The organism is Psychrobacter sp. APC 3281 (genome assembly GCF_030407815.1).
Lineage (GTDB): Bacteria > Pseudomonadota > Gammaproteobacteria > Pseudomonadales > Moraxellaceae > Psychrobacter.
This window is the reverse complement of the sequence record NZ_JASDCS010000006.1, coordinates 195867-214159: the sequence shown is the minus strand read 5'-3', so window position 1 is coordinate 214159 and position 18293 is coordinate 195867. Positions and strand designations below refer to the sequence as shown.

At 42.8% G+C, this 18293-nt stretch carries 13 protein-coding genes; 7 read left to right on the top strand and 6 right to left on the bottom strand.

Going from position 1 to position 18293, the window contains the following annotated elements:
- Window positions 1-111 precede the first annotated feature (111 nt).
- From QL886_RS06415 to gltS, 3 genes are all read left to right on the top strand, one after another.
- Window positions 112-846, top strand: a complete 735-nt coding sequence (locus tag QL886_RS06415) for a ribonuclease domain-containing protein (RefSeq protein ID WP_290178052.1) — start codon at window positions 112-114, stop codon at window positions 844-846.
- A gap of 67 nt (window positions 847-913) precedes the next feature.
- On the top strand, window positions 914-1267 hold the full coding sequence (locus QL886_RS06410; protein ID WP_290178051.1) for a barstar family protein: 354 nt from the start codon (window positions 914-916) through the stop codon (window positions 1265-1267).
- Window positions 1268-1405: 138 nt separating this feature from the next.
- Window positions 1406-2680, top strand: coding sequence for a sodium/glutamate symporter (gene gltS / locus QL886_RS06405; protein WP_102078318.1), 1275 nt, complete (start codon window positions 1406-1408; stop codon window positions 2678-2680).
- A gap of 135 nt (window positions 2681-2815) precedes the next feature.
- On the opposite strand, the gene QL886_RS06400 is transcribed toward gltS, so the two are convergent.
- The 4 genes from QL886_RS06400 to QL886_RS06385 all read right to left on the bottom strand — a co-directional run bounded on the left by QL886_RS06400 (window position 2816) and on the right by QL886_RS06385 (window position 8463).
- Window positions 2816-4351, bottom strand: a complete 1536-nt coding sequence (locus QL886_RS06400) for an alanine/glycine:cation symporter family protein (RefSeq protein WP_290178050.1) — start codon at window positions 4349-4351, stop codon at window positions 2816-2818.
- A 409-nt stretch (window positions 4352-4760) separates the two neighbouring features.
- The gene (glyA, locus tag QL886_RS06395; RefSeq protein WP_290178049.1) at window positions 4761-6017 is read right to left on the bottom strand and encodes a serine hydroxymethyltransferase; all 1257 of its coding nucleotides are present in this window, start codon (window positions 6015-6017) and stop codon (window positions 4761-4763) included.
- Between the two features lie 448 nt (window positions 6018-6465).
- Window positions 6466-6966, bottom strand: a complete 501-nt coding sequence (locus QL886_RS06390; RefSeq protein ID WP_290178048.1) for a chorismate lyase — start codon at window positions 6964-6966, stop codon at window positions 6466-6468.
- A gap of 99 nt (window positions 6967-7065) precedes the next feature.
- Entirely contained in the window at window positions 7066-8463 is a 1398-nt protein-coding gene (locus tag QL886_RS06385; RefSeq protein ID WP_290178047.1) for a peptidogalycan biosysnthesis protein, read from the bottom strand.
- Between the two features lie 607 nt (window positions 8464-9070).
- On the opposite strand from QL886_RS06385, the gene QL886_RS06380 reads away from it, so the two are divergent.
- Window positions 9071-11290 carry an NADP-dependent isocitrate dehydrogenase gene (locus tag QL886_RS06380; protein WP_191114679.1) on the top strand — a complete coding sequence of 740 codons (2220 nt, stop codon included), beginning with the start codon at window positions 9071-9073 and terminating at the stop codon, window positions 11288-11290.
- Window positions 11291-11525: 235 nt separating this feature from the next.
- Here the strand turns inward: QL886_RS06380 and icd are convergent, their stop codons facing one another.
- On the bottom strand, window positions 11526-12785 hold the full coding sequence (gene icd, locus QL886_RS06375) for an NADP-dependent isocitrate dehydrogenase (protein ID WP_290178046.1): 1260 nt from the start codon (window positions 12783-12785) through the stop codon (window positions 11526-11528).
- Window positions 12786-13222: 437 nt separating this feature from the next.
- On the opposite strand from icd, the gene QL886_RS06370 reads away from it, so the two are divergent.
- Both QL886_RS06370 and QL886_RS06365 read left to right on the top strand, forming a co-directional pair.
- Complete coding sequence (locus QL886_RS06370; RefSeq protein ID WP_290178045.1) at window positions 13223-13837, top strand: pseudouridine synthase; 615 nt, start codon at window positions 13223-13225, stop codon at window positions 13835-13837.
- Window positions 13838-14050: 213 nt separating this feature from the next.
- A complete protein-coding gene (locus tag QL886_RS06365) occupies window positions 14051-14905 on the top strand; it encodes a DUF305 domain-containing protein (RefSeq protein ID WP_290178044.1) in 855 nt (284 codons plus the stop codon).
- 165 nt (window positions 14906-15070) lie between these two features.
- On the opposite strand, the gene QL886_RS06360 is transcribed toward QL886_RS06365, so the two are convergent.
- Window positions 15071-17101 carry a PDZ domain-containing protein gene (locus QL886_RS06360; RefSeq protein WP_290178043.1) on the bottom strand — a complete coding sequence of 677 codons (2031 nt, stop codon included), beginning with the start codon at window positions 17099-17101 and terminating at the stop codon, window positions 15071-15073.
- Window positions 17102-17425: 324 nt separating this feature from the next.
- Between QL886_RS06360 and QL886_RS06355 the strand changes: the two genes are divergently transcribed.
- Window positions 17426-17911: a peptidylprolyl isomerase gene (locus QL886_RS06355; protein ID WP_057758283.1), complete on the top strand. Its 486-nt coding sequence runs from the start codon at window positions 17426-17428 to the stop codon at window positions 17909-17911.
- Window positions 17912-18293: the final 382 nt, after the last annotated feature.

Genomic DNA, 18293 nt, shown 5'->3' with positions numbered 1-18293 from the left:
ATCCACTATCGAAACGAGTAATCAGAAACGTCAGCAATTATGCTGGCGTTTCTTCGTTTGAATCATAAGTATTTTAGTTAAGGCATTTAAATTATAGGGAGCGGTACAACCATGCAAAGTGGCAAGATTAAGCACTGGAACGAAGATAAAGGCTATGGCTTTATCGATGTAGACAATCAAAATGAAGATGTGTTCTTTCATATTAGCAAAGCAAGACTGGCGAAACCTATAACGGTTGGTCAAAGTGTCTACTTTAACAGTGCCCGTAACGACAAAAACCAATTGAGAGCCACTGAAGTGACCTCGTCTTCATTGAGCCTTGAACAAGATACTGCATCAGATGTTCCAAGCTATACACCTGCTAATACTAATAGCCATCACAGCACTCGTAACTCAAATCGTAGCAGACCCAATAAAAGAAGCTTAGGCTCTACGCTATTTAGCCTTATCGCTATAATTGCCATCGCTTTCTATTTCTTTGGCGATTTAAATTCGACATTGCTTGCTGATAGCATCGAGTCGACAACGGTATCGCAGGACGTCACTAATAATACGAGCCAGGCCGCAGTATCAGGAATAACAGGTGACGCACAGGTCGATAATACGATTGCGCTTATTCAGCAAGGCGGCCCGTTTCCATATCCAAATAAAGATGGCACAACGTTTTATAATCGTGAAGGCAGACTACCCGCTCAGTCGCAAGGCTACTACCATGAATATACCGTGCCCACTCCTGGTGTCTCTCATCGCGGCGCACGGCGTATCGTCACAGGTGGTAATCCGCCTACCGTCTATTACTTGACTGTCGACCATTATGATAGCTTCCAAAGACTACAGGTGCCTTAATATGAAAAAAGCTGATATGAATCGAGAAAGTATAAACCAAGCAATCCACTACGTTAATCAAAGCCACGTGAATCAAGACCACATTAACCAAAACGGTACAGCACTGGGTACTAGCATTCCTGCGCAGGCTGTTACTATAGCCGTAGGTGACACGCTCGAAAAAACTGAGCTATTGACGAGTTTAGGCAAGGCCTGTGACTTTCCTAGTTATTTTTCACACAACTGGGACAGTGCATGGGATTGTCTAACAGACAGTGATGCAATTCATTTAAGGCTGGATTTGACAGACGTTAAGAAGATAAACACTGAGGACTTCAATGTCTTTAAAAGCATCATTGAGGATGCCTTTAGAGAATTTGGCAAACCACAATTGTGGATCATCGTGCCATCTGAGGATGAAGCTTATGCGTTAGAGATTTAGTCATTAAAAGCCTATATATTGCAAGCTTGACCGCCGATAGTCACCGATAATTATTCGTCATCATAGAAACCTGAATTCGAGATAAAGCCATATTTATCCCGAATTCAGGTTAATTTATTTTATAGAAAGGATTAACCTATGGAGATTACCTTAAACGGTTATTACACCCTGATATTGGCCACCTTAGTGCTGCTGCTTGGGCGGTTTTTGGTGCGGAGAGTCAAGTTTTTAGAAGACTTTAATATTCCAGAACCTGTTGCTGGTGGTTTGGTCGCAGCGATTGTTGTCTATGCTCTCAATATGGTTTGGGGATATAGTTTTAACTTTCATCAAGGACTACAGACCGCCACCATGTTGATGTTCTTTGCCTCCATCGGTCTGAGCGCTGATTTTAGTAGGCTAAAAGCAGGCGGCACACCATTACTAATTTTTACTATCGTTGTTTCAGTGTTTATTGTACTGCAGGATGTCGTTGGTGTGGCCATGGCAAGTGCGTTAGGACTTGATCCTCTGCTCGGTCTGGTGACAGGGTCTATCGCTCTAACTGGTGGTCACGGTACAGCAGGCGCTTGGGGCATTACGTTAGAACAAGACTATGGTGTGGTCGGTGCGACGACACTTGGTATTGCGGTTGCTACTTATGGTTTGGTCGCGGGTGGTATCGTTGGCGGTCCTGTTGCCCGTCGCTTGATTAATCGACTTGGCCTAAAACCAACGCCAGCCAACCCTGATCCTAGCGATATCGAAAAAGTTGCTGGTGCACAGTCGTTATATAGCACCAAACACGACGAGGAGTCTGCAGGTAGTAATAAAGATATCTTTGAAAGACCTGATAGCATGCGCTTTATCACCGCTTCTTCTACTATCGAAACCTTGGCACTATTCGCAGGTGCTTTGGCTTTTGCCGATGTGATGGCCATAGTTGCTGAAGGTACATGGTTTGAGCTGCCTACTTTCGTATGGGCACTGGCAGGCGGTGTCATCATTCGCAATGTACTGACGATGGTCTTCAATTTTGATATGTTTGACCGCTCAATTGATGTACTTGGTAATGCCTCTTTAAGCCTATTTTTAGCAATGGCATTATTGTCTTTAAAACTTTGGCAATTGACCGATTTGGCAGGCCCTGTACTAATTATATTGGTTGTACAGACCATCATTATGATTATCTACGTTTACCTCATTACCTTTAAAATTATGGGTAAAGACTACGATGCAGCTGTATTGTCAGCGGGGCATTGTGGTTTTGGTATGGGTGCAACACCGACAGCGATTGCGAACATGCAGGCAGTCACTGATCGCTATCTGCCTTCACCTAAAGCATTCCTGATCGTGCCAATGGTTGGTGCGTTCTTTGTTGATATCGTCAATGCCACGATATTGCAGATTTTTACTAAACTGCCGTTTATGTAGGCCGATGCTGTCATAGATCAAAACTTAATAGCTATCTAGCAAATAACAAATATTAGCCATCGAAAAGCCCGCCAAGACTCATCTTGGCGGGCTTTTTTAATTATCAAGTTATAAGAGAGTGTTCAATCGAACCTATTATTTATACTTTTTAATTTCGCCACTTTTCACACGCGCTATGAAAGAATTAACCTCTCTTTTCACAATTGGCATCAAGAAGTACAGACCGATGATGTTAAAGATAGCCATCGCGAACAGAGCCGCATCTGAGAAGTCGATAACGAAGCTGAACTGTACGATGGTACCAATAACAACGAAAATTAAGAAGATCAGTTTGTATATCATCTCGCCGCCTTTACCTTCACCGAAGAGGTAAGTCCAAGCTTTTAGACCATAATATGACCATGAAATCATCGTTGAGAAAGCAAACAGCAATACCGCAACTGCTAGGAAATACTGGAAGATAGGTGCCGTTTCCATGAAGGCTGCACGGGTTAGATCCACACCAGTAAGCGCTTGGGTTTGTAAGTTTGCGGCAGTGTTCACCCCAGAGATAGTAATAACAAGCGCCGTCATCGTACAGATAACAACCGTATCAATGAAAGGCTCTAATAGCGCTACTAGACCTTCAGTAGCAGGCTCTTTGGTTTTTACTGCTGAGTGAGCAATAGCGGCTGAACCAACACCCGCTTCGTTAGAGAAAGTTGCACGTTTCAAACCTTGAATCAACGCGCCAATAAAGCCACCAGCTACGCCAGCACCAGTGAAGGCACCCGTGAAAATCTCGCCAAATGCAGCACCGATATGATTAAAGTTAGCAATCAGTACGATTACTGCCATAGTAATGTATAACAAAGCCATAAAAGGTACGACTTTTTCGGTAACGGTTGCGATGCGCGGCATACCACCAATGATAACCATACCGACTAAAAACGCTAAGCCAATACCAAAGAATACACTGTAGTCCGTTGGAATGCTAAAAGTAGAGCTCATGACTGCAAAGGCTTGGTTACCCTGAAACATGTTACCAGCACCAAAGGTCGCCAATATACACATGAGTGCAAAACCAACAGCTAGAAACTTACCTAATCCGCCCATACCACGTTCAGCCATACCGCGGCTTAGGTAGTACATAGGGCCACCTGATACAACGCCAGATGGTAGTACCGTACGGTATTTGACACCTAGCGTACATTCTACAAACTTAGTCGCCATACCAAATAGGCCGACCATAATCATCCAAAAGGTAGCGCCAGGTCCACCAATAGCAAGTGCTGCACCAACGCCTGCGATATTACCAAGACCAACAGTACCTGATAAGGCAGTAGCTAAAGCTTGAAAATGGCTGACCTCGCCTTCTTCCTTGTTAGCGGGATTGGGATCGGTATATTTGCCTCTGACGATATCTAGAGACAAGCCTATTTGTCGAAACTGAATAAATCCAAAGTAAAAAGTGAATACGAGTGCGGCAACTAATAACCAACCCACAATAAGCGGGAAGCTGACGTCTCCAAGAGGTACTGAAAAGAAAATAAGGTCGACGAACCAGCCAAATATGTTGGCCATAAAGCCATCGAGACCTGCTCCAAATGCTGCTAAACCTGATTGTTCTGCTGCTTGCGCAAGAGTCGTGCTGAGTAATAGCATCGTTGCGACTAAAGATTGTTTTTTCATGTAAATCCCTCTATTGAAAATAATATTTATATAATTATTCAATCAATTACAGCGATACTAATACAAAGTGTAACTATTTATTATAATTTGTATTAGTATTATTACTAAATGTTCAATACTGACTATATACTAATATTTTTGTATAAACAAAGAGATTTACGCATTTTTCTTAATTAAACATCAACTTAGCTCCTTGAAACTAATACCAAAACTCAGTCAAGATCACTACATTTATCGAAAAATGTCGGTAGTAATCTTCAGGTTAAACAATAGACTTAGATATAATTAAAAGAGCTAAATAGCAATACCAATATAGGTTTGCGTTAAATGCTCTAATATTTATAGAGAGCAATAACAAAAAAACCGCTAAGCAAAAGCTTAGCGGTTTTTTTTATTACCATTCTAAAGTTTACTGATTTTTAGCATAGACTGGTAATTCTGCACAAATCGCTTCTACTTTAGCGCGTACTTCAGTAGCAACCGCTTCATCACCGCGACTGTCTAGTACGTTACAGATCCAACCTGCCAATTCACCCGCTTGTGCTTCATTGAAACCGCGAGTAGTAATCGCTGGCGTACCGATACGGATACCAGAAGTCACGAATGGTGATTTTGGATCGTTTGGTACAGCGTTTTTGTTGACAGTGATGTGTGCTTCACCAAGCCATTTGTCTGCTTCTTTACCCGTCATTTCTTGCTTAACGAGACTGATCAGCATTAGATGGTTTTCAGTACCGCCAGAGATGACTTCATAGCCGCGCTCTTGAACTACTTTTGCCATGGCTTGCGCATTTTTCACTACTTGCTGCTGATACGTTTTGAAGTTATCTTCTAACGCTTCTTTAAAGCAAACCGCTTTTGCAGCGATGACATGCATCAACGGGCCACCTTGGTTGCCTGGGAATACAGCTGAGTTTAGCTTTTTAGCCAATACTTCATCACGCGCCAAAATCATACCTGAGCGTGGGCCACGTAGAGTTTTGTGCGTAGTCGTCGTAACCACGTCAGCGAAAGGTACTGGGTTTGGATAAACACCGCCAGCAACCAAGCCTGCAACGTGAGCCATATCGACCAATAGATACGCGCCTACTTCGTCCGCGATGTCACGGAAACGCTGCCAATCAACTACTTGAGAGTATGCTGAGAAACCCGCGATGATCATTTTTGGCTTGTGCTCACGCGCCAAGCTCTCTACTTGGTCATAATCAATAAGGCCAGTGCCATCTATCAATCCGTACTGTACGGCATTGTAGTTCAGACCTGAGAAGTTGATGTGTGCGCCATGCGTCAAGTGACCACCAGCGTCTAAGCTCATGCCTAGTACAGTGTCATTTGCCTCTAACAATGCTAAAAATACGGCTGAGTTTGCTTGGCTACCAGAATGCGGCTGAACGTTCACATACTCTGCACCGAACAACTCTTTAGCGCGGTCAATGGCCAATTGCTCAACTACGTCCACATGCTCACAACCACCATAGTAACGCTTGCCAGGATAGCCTTCTGCGTATTTGTTGGTAAGGTCGGTACCTTGTGCTTCCATCACTGCTTGTGAGCAGTAGTTTTCAGAGGCGATAAGCTCGATGTGGTTTTCTTGACGAACGCTTTCTGCGGCCATCGCTTCAGCAAGTACTGGATCAAAATCTTTGATAGAAATATCTTTAAACATAGTGATGTCCTAAGTAGTGACTGTCATTAAAAAACGTCATTGAAAAGAAGCTTATAGCCTGCCCACAATAAAACAACTACTGCGTCAACGTCGCTGAAGTACGCTTGATACTTCTGCACGCTGTTTTTCTGCAGTCTGTTTTATGGTACAACCATTATTGTGAATGGAGTCTATTAGCAAAGATTGAAATAAGAATAAATACAGGCGACTGACCTGTTATTAACTTGACTGATTCGTCAATAAAATCGATGTACATTTGCATCGATATCATCGCGAAAGATTAAGTGTAACATGAAAATTTGTGCTGTGAGCGCAAAAAAACCTCACCTTAAGATGAGGGAATTAAATGACTATATAACACAGATAAATAGCCAATAAAATAAAGGATTTACCCGCTGACTTTTTTCTCTTGCCTGCACCTTTATGCTGTTTTAGGCATAAAATATTTTTACAGGTCACTAGTTAAAAACGCAGGTAAGAAAGTTTCACTAATCATAAGCGTGCGACCATACCAGTCATAACACGTTTGTCGTTGCCAACCGTCACTGGTATGACTGATAAAACGCTCATTTGGCAAGGTACGGCGACGCTTAAATAACACGTAGCCAATAGGTGTATTCTTTAAGTGCTGCAGACGACGCGACTGACCTTTTAAACTGTCTAAAGGAAAGATACTCTGTGCTTGCACCCATGGCATGTCATCATTGCCATATAGCTGCACTTCCCGTACCCATGCCAGCATTGGACGATTTAGCATCATGCCTCGTACACCCAGCTGCTTTTTTTGACCTAAAGTTAGCGAGCGATAGCCTTCAAAGCTGCGTTTTACGCGCAGCGGCTGCCCTGCCTTCTCTTCTAATATCGCAGTGAGAGAGCCTTCAGCATTTAGCCAAGGTAAGAGTTCAGTAGGAGGTAGATCCTTGGTAGAACTAAAAGAATTGCTGGTCATAGTTTATGGCTAGTATTTTTTATAGGATGTTTAACAGTTAGAAAGTGTTTGCAAATAGAAACAGAGTTAATCAAAGCTGATTACCATTACGAATTAGTGCTATGAGTCAATGCCGTCAAATTCAGGCATATTGTCTGCATTAAAAGGCAGAGCTTCAAAGGCCTGCTGACGATACTGCGCCATGTGCAGACGATCTCTAGCACAAAAATCGCCAATCGCCGGTACAAAACGCGGATCATAGATACGATGGATAGAATGTGTCGTCGTTGGGATAAAGCCACGTACCAGCTTATGCTCGCCTTGCGTACCTGGGTCAAAAGACATCAACCCTTGCTCAATAGCAAACTCGATACCTTGGTAATAACACAGCTCAAAATGCAAGCTGTCATACTCACCTAGCGCACCCCAGTAACGACCATATAAGGTGGCATTATTATCAACATAATCAACATCACCATCAACATTGTCACCATCAACATTGTCACTATCAGGTCTATCATATAAGAACAAACTACTCGCGATAATCTCACCACTGGCATCGAGTGCTTGCGCAAGCATTATATGCTCAGGCATGCTTACTGCCAATGCCATAAAAAAGTCTATCGTCAAATAAGGCTGCTGTCCGCGTACTGCATAGGTCATCACATAACAGTGATAAAAAGCCTTCCAGTCAGCATCGCTAATAGCATCACCGCACTTTCGCTGGCAACTAATGCCCTGCTCAGCAACTTTACGACGCTCAGCCCGAATGGTTTTGCGCTTTTTGGCTTTTAAGGTCATCAAAAACGCATCAAAATCTGCAAATGGCTTACGGTCATTAAGTAAGTCTTTGTTTTGCCATAAGAACTGGCAACCTTGACGCTCAAATATCGGTAGCTCAATAACAGCTGACTCTACGCCGTTTTCTTGAGCCGCTATCGCAAGCTCTACATCAATTTCAGTTGGCATAGATGTGGTGGCGATAGAGGCAAGCTCAGGTGTCACAAACAGTCCATGCCAGCTTGAGGCGCCCACTTGTTGAGCGATATCATCGATACCTGCGATGGCTGTTTTGAGGATATCTTCATTCAAGGTTTCACCTTTTGCCAACCAAATCCTTTGACCAGTAATCGGTGTATATGGTGCGCTAGTGACCAGTCGCGGATAATAATCAACGCCATAGCGCGCATAAGCTTCAGCCCATGCATGATCAAATACAAACTCACCGCGATGATGACCTTTTATAAATACTGGCATGACAGCCACAGGTTGCAATGTATTTTCTGCCGCGCTATCTACTAAGGTATCGGTGTTATCTTCACTATCCGCACTATTAGTAGCGCCTGTGACACGATGTACCAAAATAAATATCGGTAGCCACCCTGCCTGCTCACCAATTGCTCCGGTGTCAGTCAAGGCTTGCCAAAAAGCAAATGACATAAAAGGGGTGTCTGGCGTCTGCCACTCTGTTTGGCTCTGCCAGCTGGTATCATTAATCAGCGCATACTCTAAACTCATATTCACCGTCACTATTATAATCGCGATATATTTATCGATAACCAATCTATTGATGACCTAGACTAGCAAATTTTTACGTCATTGCTGTCACAATTTGCAAAAACTTATCCGCACCCAACAAAAAACCACCAACGATAACGCGGGTGGTTTGTACGACTGCGCTCATGGGCAGTAAGATCAATATAAAACGTCATGAAAAAACAGTAGTTGTATGGAAAAGATGATATCGAAGCCGATGACTGGTAGAATAAGGTTGTTATTAGCTTAGTATAATTCGAAACCATAGGATACGAGCTAAAACAGTATACTTAGTTCATGGTATACGATTGACATCCTATCGGATTTATAGTGGATTGATTATAATGTAGCGTCAGTGATTCACTTTTAGGCGATTTTACACCGACCGTTAACGTGTTGCCTTTAAATGCTTTTTTCATGAATATTATTAAAAGAAAATGTCTGACCTGTCTTAAAAATTTCTAAGAAGCTACATATGAAGTACTTGTTCTAACCATATCATGGATTATTGCATAGTATCATTGACGCATATTCAACACTATATTTGAGCTTTATTATTAACTACAGCCTAAAGGAAGATCTAACTAAAATGTCAAAAATTATTTATACAAAAACTGACGAAGCCCCAGCGCTGGCGACTCTGTCGTTCTTACCTATTGTCGAAGCATTCACCAAAACGGCAGGCGTTGAAGTTGAAACCAGCGACATCTCTGTTGCAGCGCGTATATTGGCCGAATTCCCTGAATACTTGACCGAAGAGCAACGTGTTCCTGACAACTTAGCTGAGCTAGGTCGTCTGACTCAAGATCCAAATACCAACATCATCAAACTGCCAAACATCAGTGCTTCTGTACAGCAGTTAAAAGCCGCTATCAAAGAGCTACAGAGCAAAGGCTATGCTATTCCTAACTTCCCAGAAGATCCACAAACTGACGAAGAAAAAGAGCTACGCAAGCGCTATGGCAAAAGCTTAGGCAGTTCAGTGAACCCAGTACTGCGTGAAGGTAACTCAGATCGCCGCGCTCCTAAAGCAGTCAAAAACTATGCACGCAAGCATCCACACTCTATGGGTGAGTGGAAGCAATGGTCAAGCACGCACGTATCACACATGCATGGCGGCGACTTCTACGATGGCGAGCAATCTATGACATTAGATAAAGCTCGTACGGTACGTATGGAGTTGTTACTTGATGACGGTACTCAAAAAGTATTAAAGCCTAAAATTGCTTTGCTTGATAAAGAAGTCATCGATCTAATGGTCATGAGCAAAAAAGCATTGTTAGAGTTTTATGAGCGTGAAATGGAAGATTGCCGCGAAGCTGGTATCTTATTCTCACTACACGTAAAAGCAACCATGATGAAGGTCTCGCATCCTATCGTCTTTGGTCATGCGGTTAGAATCTACTACAAAGAAGCCTTTGAAAAACATGGTGCTTTCTTTGATGAGCTAGGTATTAACGTCAACAACGGTATGGCAGATTTGTACGACAAGATCTCAACGCTACCAGCTTCAAAACGTGAAGAGATTGAGCGTGATTTACATGCGTGTCAAGAGCATCGCCCACGTCTGGCCATGGTTGACTCTTCAAAAGGTATCACCAACTTCCATTCACCAAGTGATGTAATCGTTGATGCTTCTATGCCAGCAATGATTCGTTCAGGCGGTAAAATGTGGGGTGCTGATGGTAAAATGTATGACTGTAAAGCCGTCATGCCAGAGTCTACCTTTGCGCGTATTTACCAAGAAATGATTAACTTCTGCAAATGGCATGGTAACTTTGATCCAAAAACAATGGGTACCGTTCCTAACGTTGGCCTAATGGCTCAAAAAGCTGAAGAGTATGGCTCGCACGACAAGACTTTTGAGTCTAGCGATGCTGGTATTGCACGTATCGTCGATATTGATACTGATGAAGTATTACTTGAAAAACGCGTTGAGAAAGGTGATATCTGGCGCATGTGTCAGGTTAAAGATGAGCCTATCCAAGACTGGGTAAAACTTGCTGTACGCCGTGCTCGTGAATCAGATACGCCTGTTATCTTCTGGTTAGACCCATACCGTCCACATGAGAACGAGCTAATCAAAAAAGTTAGAACGTATCTAAAAGATCATGATACTACTGGCTTACATATCGAGATTATGTCTCAAGTTCGTGCGATGCGTTATACCCTAGAGCGCGTTGCTCGTGGTTTAGATACTATCTCTGCGACCGGTAACATCCTACGCGATTACCTAACGGACTTGTTCCCTATCCTAGAGCTAGGTACCAGTGCCAAGATGCTATCAGTTGTACCATTAATGAAAGGCGGCGGTTTGTTTGAAACTGGCGCTGGTGGTTCTGCACCGAAGCACGTTGAGCAGCTGACAGAAGAAAACCATCTACGTTGGGATTCACTCGGTGAGTTCTTGGCCTTGACGGTATCTTTGGAGCATCTAGCAAACAATGACAACAATGCTAAAGCTCAAATCTTGGCAGACACGCTAGATACAGCAACAGAAAAACTGCTACTAAACGATAAGTCGCCATCACGTAAAACTGGCGAGCTCGACAACCGTGGTAGCCACTTCTATCTAGCAATGTACTGGGCAGAAGAGCTTGCAGCGCAAGATAAAGATAGCGAGCTAAAAGCGCAATTTACACCATTCGCGCAAAAGCTAAAAGAGAACGAAGAAGCCATTGTTAAAGAACTTAACCAAGCTCAAGGCAAGCCAGTAGATATCAAAGGCTACTACTATGCTGATGAAGAATTGGCTAAGAAAGCAATGCGTCCAAGCGCTCTGTTTAACGAGACTTTGGCATCGCTATAATTTTAAGCGATTGCTCTTAAACAATTAAGCCTAATCGCTTTTGGTTTTTATACTCAGAAACGATTAGGCGATTTTAAGTCTTAGTAAAAGAACACCTCAACCGTCTTCGAACGTTGGGGTGTTTTTTTGTGTTTTCTACAATCTTTATGAAGAGTGAAATAAAAAAAGCCACCTATATAATCAGGCGGCTTTTGATACATAGTAATACAATAGAATGCTTAGAGCTTAAGTAGTCTTAGGCTTTCATATGCTTAATAATCGCCTTACCAAACTCCGAAGTACTCAGTAAGGTAGCATCTGGCATCAGACGCTCAAAATCATATGTGACTGTTTTATTGGCAATCGCACCTTGGATACCGCTAATGACAAGATCAGCTGCTTCCGTCCAGCCCATATCACGAAGCATCATCTCAGCAGACAATATCAGTGAGCCTGGATTTACTTTATTCTGACCAGCGTACTTGGGCGCAGTACCGTGCGTCGCTTCATAAACAGCGATCGCGCCGCCTTTATTTGCACCAGGCGCGATACCAATACCGCCTACTTCAGCCGCCAATGCATCAGAGATATAGTCACCGTTTAGATTGAGCGTTGCCACTACAGAATAATCTGCAGGACGCATCAAAATCTGCTGCAAGAAGGCATCAGCGATGACGTCTTTAATAATAATATCGTTACCTGTTTTTGGATTTTTCATGGTCATCCATGGACCGCCATCTAATAACTCTGCACCAAAACGCTCTGCCGCTAGCTCATAACCCCAATCCTTAAATGCCCCTTCAGTGAACTTCATGATATTACCTTTGTGCACTAGCGTCACATTTGGCAGATCATTATCGATGGCATGCTGAATCGCTTTGCGTACTAAGCGCTGAGAGCCTTCTTTTGAGACAGGCTTGATACCGATGCCGCAGTCTTCAGGGAAGCGAATACTGGTCACACCCATCTCATCTCTTAAGAAATTGATAACTTTTTTGGCATCATCACTGCCTGCTTTCCACTCGATACCGGTGTAGATATCTTCTGTGTTTTCACGGAAAATAACCATATCCGTCAGTTCTGGATGCTGTACTGGACTTGGCACGCCCTCAAACCAACGTACGGGGCGTTGGCAGACATACAGGTCAAGGTTTTGGCGCACTGCGACGTTTAGCGAACTAAAGCCGCCACCCACTGGTGTGGTCAATGGACCCTTGATACTAATGACATAGTCTTTTAGAATCTCTAGCGTCTCGCTTGGCAAATAGTCGCCGTCATATACTTTTGCTGCCTTTTCACCAAGATAAGTCTCCATCCAAATGATAGACTTCTTGCCGTGATACGCTTTATCAACCGCAGCATTGACTACTTTTATCATGACAGGCGTGATATCTACACCGATTCCATCACCTTCCACAAACGGAATAATCGGATGGTTGGGAACATTTAATGTTAAATCTGCATTTACGGTCACTTTTTCGCCGTCTCTTGGCACGATAACCTTATCATATGACATCGATGATACTCCTTGGTTGTATGTTGGACGTCGCAAGCGAACTAGACACTTTGTTATGTTAACCGTTTTATTATAGTGGTAACGCTCTGGGCTCTTATCGGTTAAGCAAAGCTTTGATGAGTACGACACTTGCGTCATTGATTTGAACAATATGAAAGATAGCTTGAAGCTAAAAAATGAACATAAAGACCCAAACAATGATTGCCGCTAGTAGATAGTGGATATTTCTCTATTAAAAATATAAATACCACTATCAGAATACGGATTTAGGATAACAGCAAATTTATACAAGCACTGTCCTACTTTTGTAGCAGGTCATGTAGCATACAGCACATTAAATATATCGCCTTTAGTCTTGTTGCTTAATACTAGCTCTGCATCACAAAACATACGCTACAATGATTCATTGTCCATTAAAAACTAGGAAACACCTTTTTATGTCTACTTCTAGTCTCATCTTATTCAATAAGCCTTACGGCGTGCAAAGTCAGTTTAGAGATGATAGTAACAACGACCACACCACCCTATCGCAATACTTTACCGATAAGGCTTTGCGAGTTGCTGGTAGGCTAGATGCCACTTCGGAGGGCTTGCTGATTTTGACCGATGATGGTCGAGTTAATAAAGCAATTACTCATCCGCCAAAAGCCAATGCAGGGCGCAAACAAGGTAAAACTTACTTAGTACAAGTAGAAGGAATCCCTACTGCTGAACAACTCAATAAGCTCAAACGTGGCGTGGTTTTAAAAGATGGTAAAACGCTACCTGCTGAGGTTAAACACGTCAGTGAAGATGAGCTACCGATGGTACTCTGGCAGCGCAATCCACCAATACGTGAGCGTAAAAGCGTACCGGACTCATGGCTAATGCTAACAATATACGAAGGTAAAAACCGCCAAGTTAGACGTATGACAGCGCACGTCGGTCTGCCTTGTCTGCGTTTGATACGTTGGTCGGTGGCAGGGTTTGAGCTAGGTGAGTTAGCTGTTGGAGATTTTGTACGTGTTCATCTAACTAGCGAACACTGTCGTCAGCTAGGTATTTTTAACTAGTTTATATGGTTTTGAGTTTAGATACTGTTGATTAATTCACACTGTTTGGCTGTTTAGCCCCTAATATAAAGCTCTGACACTAATATATTACGACCTGTTAAACATAGTGTCTCGAATGGGTAAGGTTTATCTGCTAACATTCAGCACGTAATTGATTATGTATAATAAGTATTATCCATTTATCGTTTGGTTTTTTCACAATAGGGATATGTCATGATTGCTTCTCGTCGTTTTCTTTCGTTGGTCACTAGCATTTCTGCAGCGCTTGTATTGAGCGCCTGTCAGCCAACGACAGAGGACAACCAATCAAATCCTGCAGAAGAAACCTCACCGCCAGTGACTGATATGCCACATGCTGAGCATGACGGTATGGCAGACGACACTCTAACAAATGACAGCGATAACAGTGTCAATGATGAGTCTCAAGTGAGCGATATGCTCAGAGACTATACGAGATCAATGACTAGAATGCATGATGAGATGATGATTGGTATGGGTTATAACGATCCTGATACCGCGTTTGCTAAAGGCATGTTGGGACATCATCGCGGCGCGGTAGAGATGGCAAAAATAGAGCTCAAGTATGGTACTGATGAAGCGATGCGCCAGCTTGCTCAGGACGTCATCACAGCACAGCAAGCTGAAATCGACGTCTTAAACAAGTGGCTGGCTAGCCATCCTGATGCTGCCAAACCTAAGCCAAATACTGTGGCGATGCAGCAAGCATACGCTAAAAGCATGGAAAACATGCATGGCGAAATGACTTTGGGTGTGGCTGATCCCGTGCCTGATATGGCATTTGCACGCGGTATGCTACCACATCATATTGCCGCTGTTGATATGGCAAAAGTTCAGCTCGAATATGGGACAGATGAAGAGATGCGTCAGTTGGCGCAAGACGTCATTGATAACCAGCAAACTGAAATTGATGTGATGAAAAACTGGATTGCTGCGCTTGAGACTGCAAGTAACGACGAAGACGGTAGCTCTGTAGATGAAAATATTGAGCCTGAAACTACCGATAATAAGAATCCAGATAACGTAGATAACAGAGCTAAACAGCAGTAATCTTGTACGTTACCAATCACGGATTGATTAATCACTTAGGTTGCTTAGACATATCGACAATATTGTAGGTTATCAAAAACCCTCTTCTAAGCAGTACTGCTCGGAAGAGGATTTTTTATATGGAAGGGTTTTTCGTATGGAAAGGTATTTGATATAGCATTGAGGCTATCGTTTCATAACATTAAGCCATGTCTCCCAACCTGCCTCACCTTTTAATTGCTCATTATCATTCTCTAGAGTCTTATCTCCTTTTGCTAAGCGTAAGCTTACTTTATGAGGAGGTACTGCTCCAGTCATACTAGTTGTCTCATCTCGCGGCTTAACTTTGGTTGTCGTTTCGGGTTGAACCTGAACACACATCAGCTCATCACGGCGGAACAAATAGCATTCAACAGGATGCGCTGTATTAACCAAAGTGGTAAGTTGTTTCGTATCCGCTTTGATACCATCAATCGCGATAATAACGTCATGCGCTGAAATACCAGCTCTAGCCGCAATACTATCTCGCATCACACGATTTACCTTGAGTCCAGCTGGCGTTTCGTTACATCGCATACCCCAAGGCACATGCTTGTCAGCGGTTTCTTTAGTATTTGCCTGTATTTTGACACCGTTTGCAATTAGCAATGCTTCAATTGGCAGCTCTTCTACCCCATTGACATAACGGCGTTCAAAATCTTCCCACTCTACTAGCGGCATAAACTGCTCAATGACGGAGCCCATGTCAGCACTACTGATACCAATCCGCTTACTATCGTTCTGCTTTGCTTGAGTATAAAAAGCTTTGACCACATCAAACAAACGATAACGACCGTCGCTATTTTTGAGTAAGATTAGATCCAGACATAGAGCTACCAATGCCCCTTTATTATAGTAGCTGATACCTGCATTGCCTGTATTTTCATCGGTACGATACAGTTTAATCCAAGCATCAAAGCTCGACTCTGCCACGCTTTGATTGCCACGCCCTGGAGTCTGGTAGTAGCGATTGATTTGCTCGGCTAGCAGTCGCAGATAATTGGCTTTATCAATCACACCTGACGCTTGCAACATAAAATCATCGATATAAGACGTAAACCCTTCGAACACCCAAAGTAATGGTGTAAATGCCTCACGGCGCAAATCGACATCGATCATGACATCAGGACGCACCGTCTTCACCCACCATGAATGAAAATACTCGTGACTACATAAGCCTAAAAACCGCTGATAATCTGTACTCGGTAACTTTGGCTCATTGGCACTTGGCAAGTCATTGCGCGGGGTGATAAGGCTAGTAGAGTTGATATGCTCAAGCCCACCATAGTCCTGACCGCTAGCAAAGGTCATAAAGGTATAATCATCAAATGGCGCATCGCCTAACCAATTTACATAGGTCTGACAAATCTGAGTAATATCCTGCTGCAATCGACCTAGATTGGCATTCTGCTTGCCGGACAGGTAAAAGCTATGATGTAGCGTCTGATGCTCATTATCATGAATAATAAAATCAAATTTTTCTTGTTCTGCGATTTCAAATGGATAGTCAATCAGCTCGTGATAATTCGCTGCCTGTAACTTATAAATGTGCTGACGGTTCGCTTGCTGACGGCCTTTTTGCTGCTGATCAATCTGCAGGTGCGTAGCGTCCAAACCACAAGCCAACAGTACTTTGCTACTTTCTTTGTCTGCAAAAAATGCAGCAGGAACCATCAAGCTAACTTGGACAGGCGCTTGCTCTTGTTCCTCAACTGCGAGCGCAAGTGAGGTAAAATTGCCATAAAGGCGTTGCTGATCGACGTAAGCGGTACGCACAGACAAATCATAGCAATAGACTTCGTATTCGACGATTACTGTCTGTCCTGCTTGCACCGCTGGCAGCTGCCACGTATTTTTGTCAATTTTGCGTGCGCGATGAGTCTCTGACTGCTTGTCGCTATCTACGATTTGGGCATCTATCACTTGATAGTGTACCGCAGTGATGTTTCGAGCAAACTCGCGCATCAGATAACTGCCTGGTATCCACGCTGGTAACCAAAGCTGCGGCGCATCGGATACTGCTGTAAAACTCAGTGATACATCGACCAAATGCTCGTAGAAACGGGCGAAATCAAATTGATAGTTTATATCAGCTATCGTTTTAGCCTTAGTATCATCATGATTGGTTGAAACATTGCTCGCTGGTTGTTTAGTAGTGGTATTGGCAAATGCAGTCATCGTATCTCTCGTCCTTATTTTTATAATTATGCTAGAAGTCCTACTCTAAAAAAGCAACTCCTAAACCATGAATAGCCAATAGCTATGCATTAACTATAGAAAATAGCAGTTATTATTGTAAATTGTGGCATTAATTGGCATTTTTTATGTTTTTTGCCTTGAAAGTTATGTGGGCCATCTCAATTAAAGATGCTAACTGCTAAAGTTACTTTAATAAACTGATGATAATTGACTAATGACGTGGCCTTTTGGCTTGCAGATTGGCTTTTTTAGGTTTATTGCAACCGTATTTAATTTTTTACATAGATATATTTAGGATATTTTATGACTACTATCGCAAAAGACACTGCCGTCAAATTCAATTACACACTAAAAGACGACGAAGGCAATATCCTTGACCAGTCACCAGAAGGTCAGCCACTTGCTTATCTACATGGTCACAGCAACATTATCCCAGGCCTAGAAGCACAATTAGAAGGTAAGTCTGCTGGCGAAAAAGTTAATGCAGTCGTTGAACCTGCTGATGGCTACGGCGAATACCAAGAGCAAGCAGTACAGCACGTACCACGTGATAACTTCCAAGGCGTTGATGACATTCAGCCTGGTATGCAGTTCCAGTCAGAAGCTGGTGGCCAAGTAATGTTGGTTACTGTGACTGCTGTAAACGATCAAGAAGTTACTGTTGATGCAAACCATCCATTGGCTGGCAAGCGTTTGACATTTGATGTTGAAATCCAAGAAGTACGTGCAGCAACTGAAGACGAACTAAACCATGGCCATGTACATGGTGCAGGTGGCGTTGAGCACTAATCTCTTCTAGAGTGTAGTGACAATAGTTAGATGGTAAGTTATTAGATTTATCATCTAATATAAAAGGCCAGTAGCCGATAAGGTTACTGGCCTTTTTTATACTTATTTCACGGTAAGTTTCGAATTAATATAAATATGCTCAACTTGAATACTATCTATTTAAAGAATCCGCCATAAAAATTATTAATATCCAGACGTAACAAAGCCGCATAACGACAAGCGTCATGCGGCTTTTATTACCAACCATCCATGTTAGCGTTACGTGATACCTAATCCCGGGGCATCTCATAACTGACAGGCATCCAGCCTTATCATCCTTAATCAGCAAACTACTTATCCCTAGTGCGACCTTTAAGATACCAATCCCTAGTATCAATGAACC

Bases quoted from the DNA above. Each gene is read 5' to 3' on its own strand.
- QL886_RS06415 (WP_290178052.1), top strand. From the start codon at position 112: ATGCAAAGTGGCAAGATTAAGCACTGGAACGAAGATAAAGGCTATGGC.
- gltS (WP_102078318.1), top strand. From the start codon at position 1,406: ATGGAGATTACCTTAAACGGTTATTACACCCTGATATTGGCCACCTTA.
- QL886_RS06400 (WP_290178050.1), bottom strand. From the start codon at position 4,351: ATGAAAAAACAATCTTTAGTCGCAACGATGCTATTACTCAGCACGACT.
- glyA (WP_290178049.1), bottom strand. From the start codon at position 6,017: ATGTTTAAAGATATTTCTATCAAAGATTTTGATCCAGTACTTGCTGAA.
- QL886_RS06390 (WP_290178048.1), bottom strand. From the start codon at position 6,966: ATGACCAGCAATTCTTTTAGTTCTACCAAGGATCTACCTCCTACTGAA.
- QL886_RS06385 (WP_290178047.1), bottom strand. From the start codon at position 8,463: ATGAGTTTAGAGTATGCGCTGATTAATGATACCAGCTGGCAGAGCCAA.
- QL886_RS06380 (WP_191114679.1), top strand. From the start codon at position 9,071: ATGTCAAAAATTATTTATACAAAAACTGACGAAGCCCCAGCGCTGGCG.
- icd (WP_290178046.1), bottom strand. From the start codon at position 12,785: ATGTCATATGATAAGGTTATCGTGCCAAGAGACGGCGAAAAAGTGACC.
- QL886_RS06370 (WP_290178045.1), top strand. From the start codon at position 13,223: ATGTCTACTTCTAGTCTCATCTTATTCAATAAGCCTTACGGCGTGCAA.
- QL886_RS06365 (WP_290178044.1), top strand. From the start codon at position 14,051: ATGATTGCTTCTCGTCGTTTTCTTTCGTTGGTCACTAGCATTTCTGCA.
- QL886_RS06360 (WP_290178043.1), bottom strand. From the start codon at position 17,101: ATGACTGCATTTGCCAATACCACTACTAAACAACCAGCGAGCAATGTT.
- QL886_RS06355 (WP_057758283.1), top strand. From the start codon at position 17,426: ATGACTACTATCGCAAAAGACACTGCCGTCAAATTCAATTACACACTA.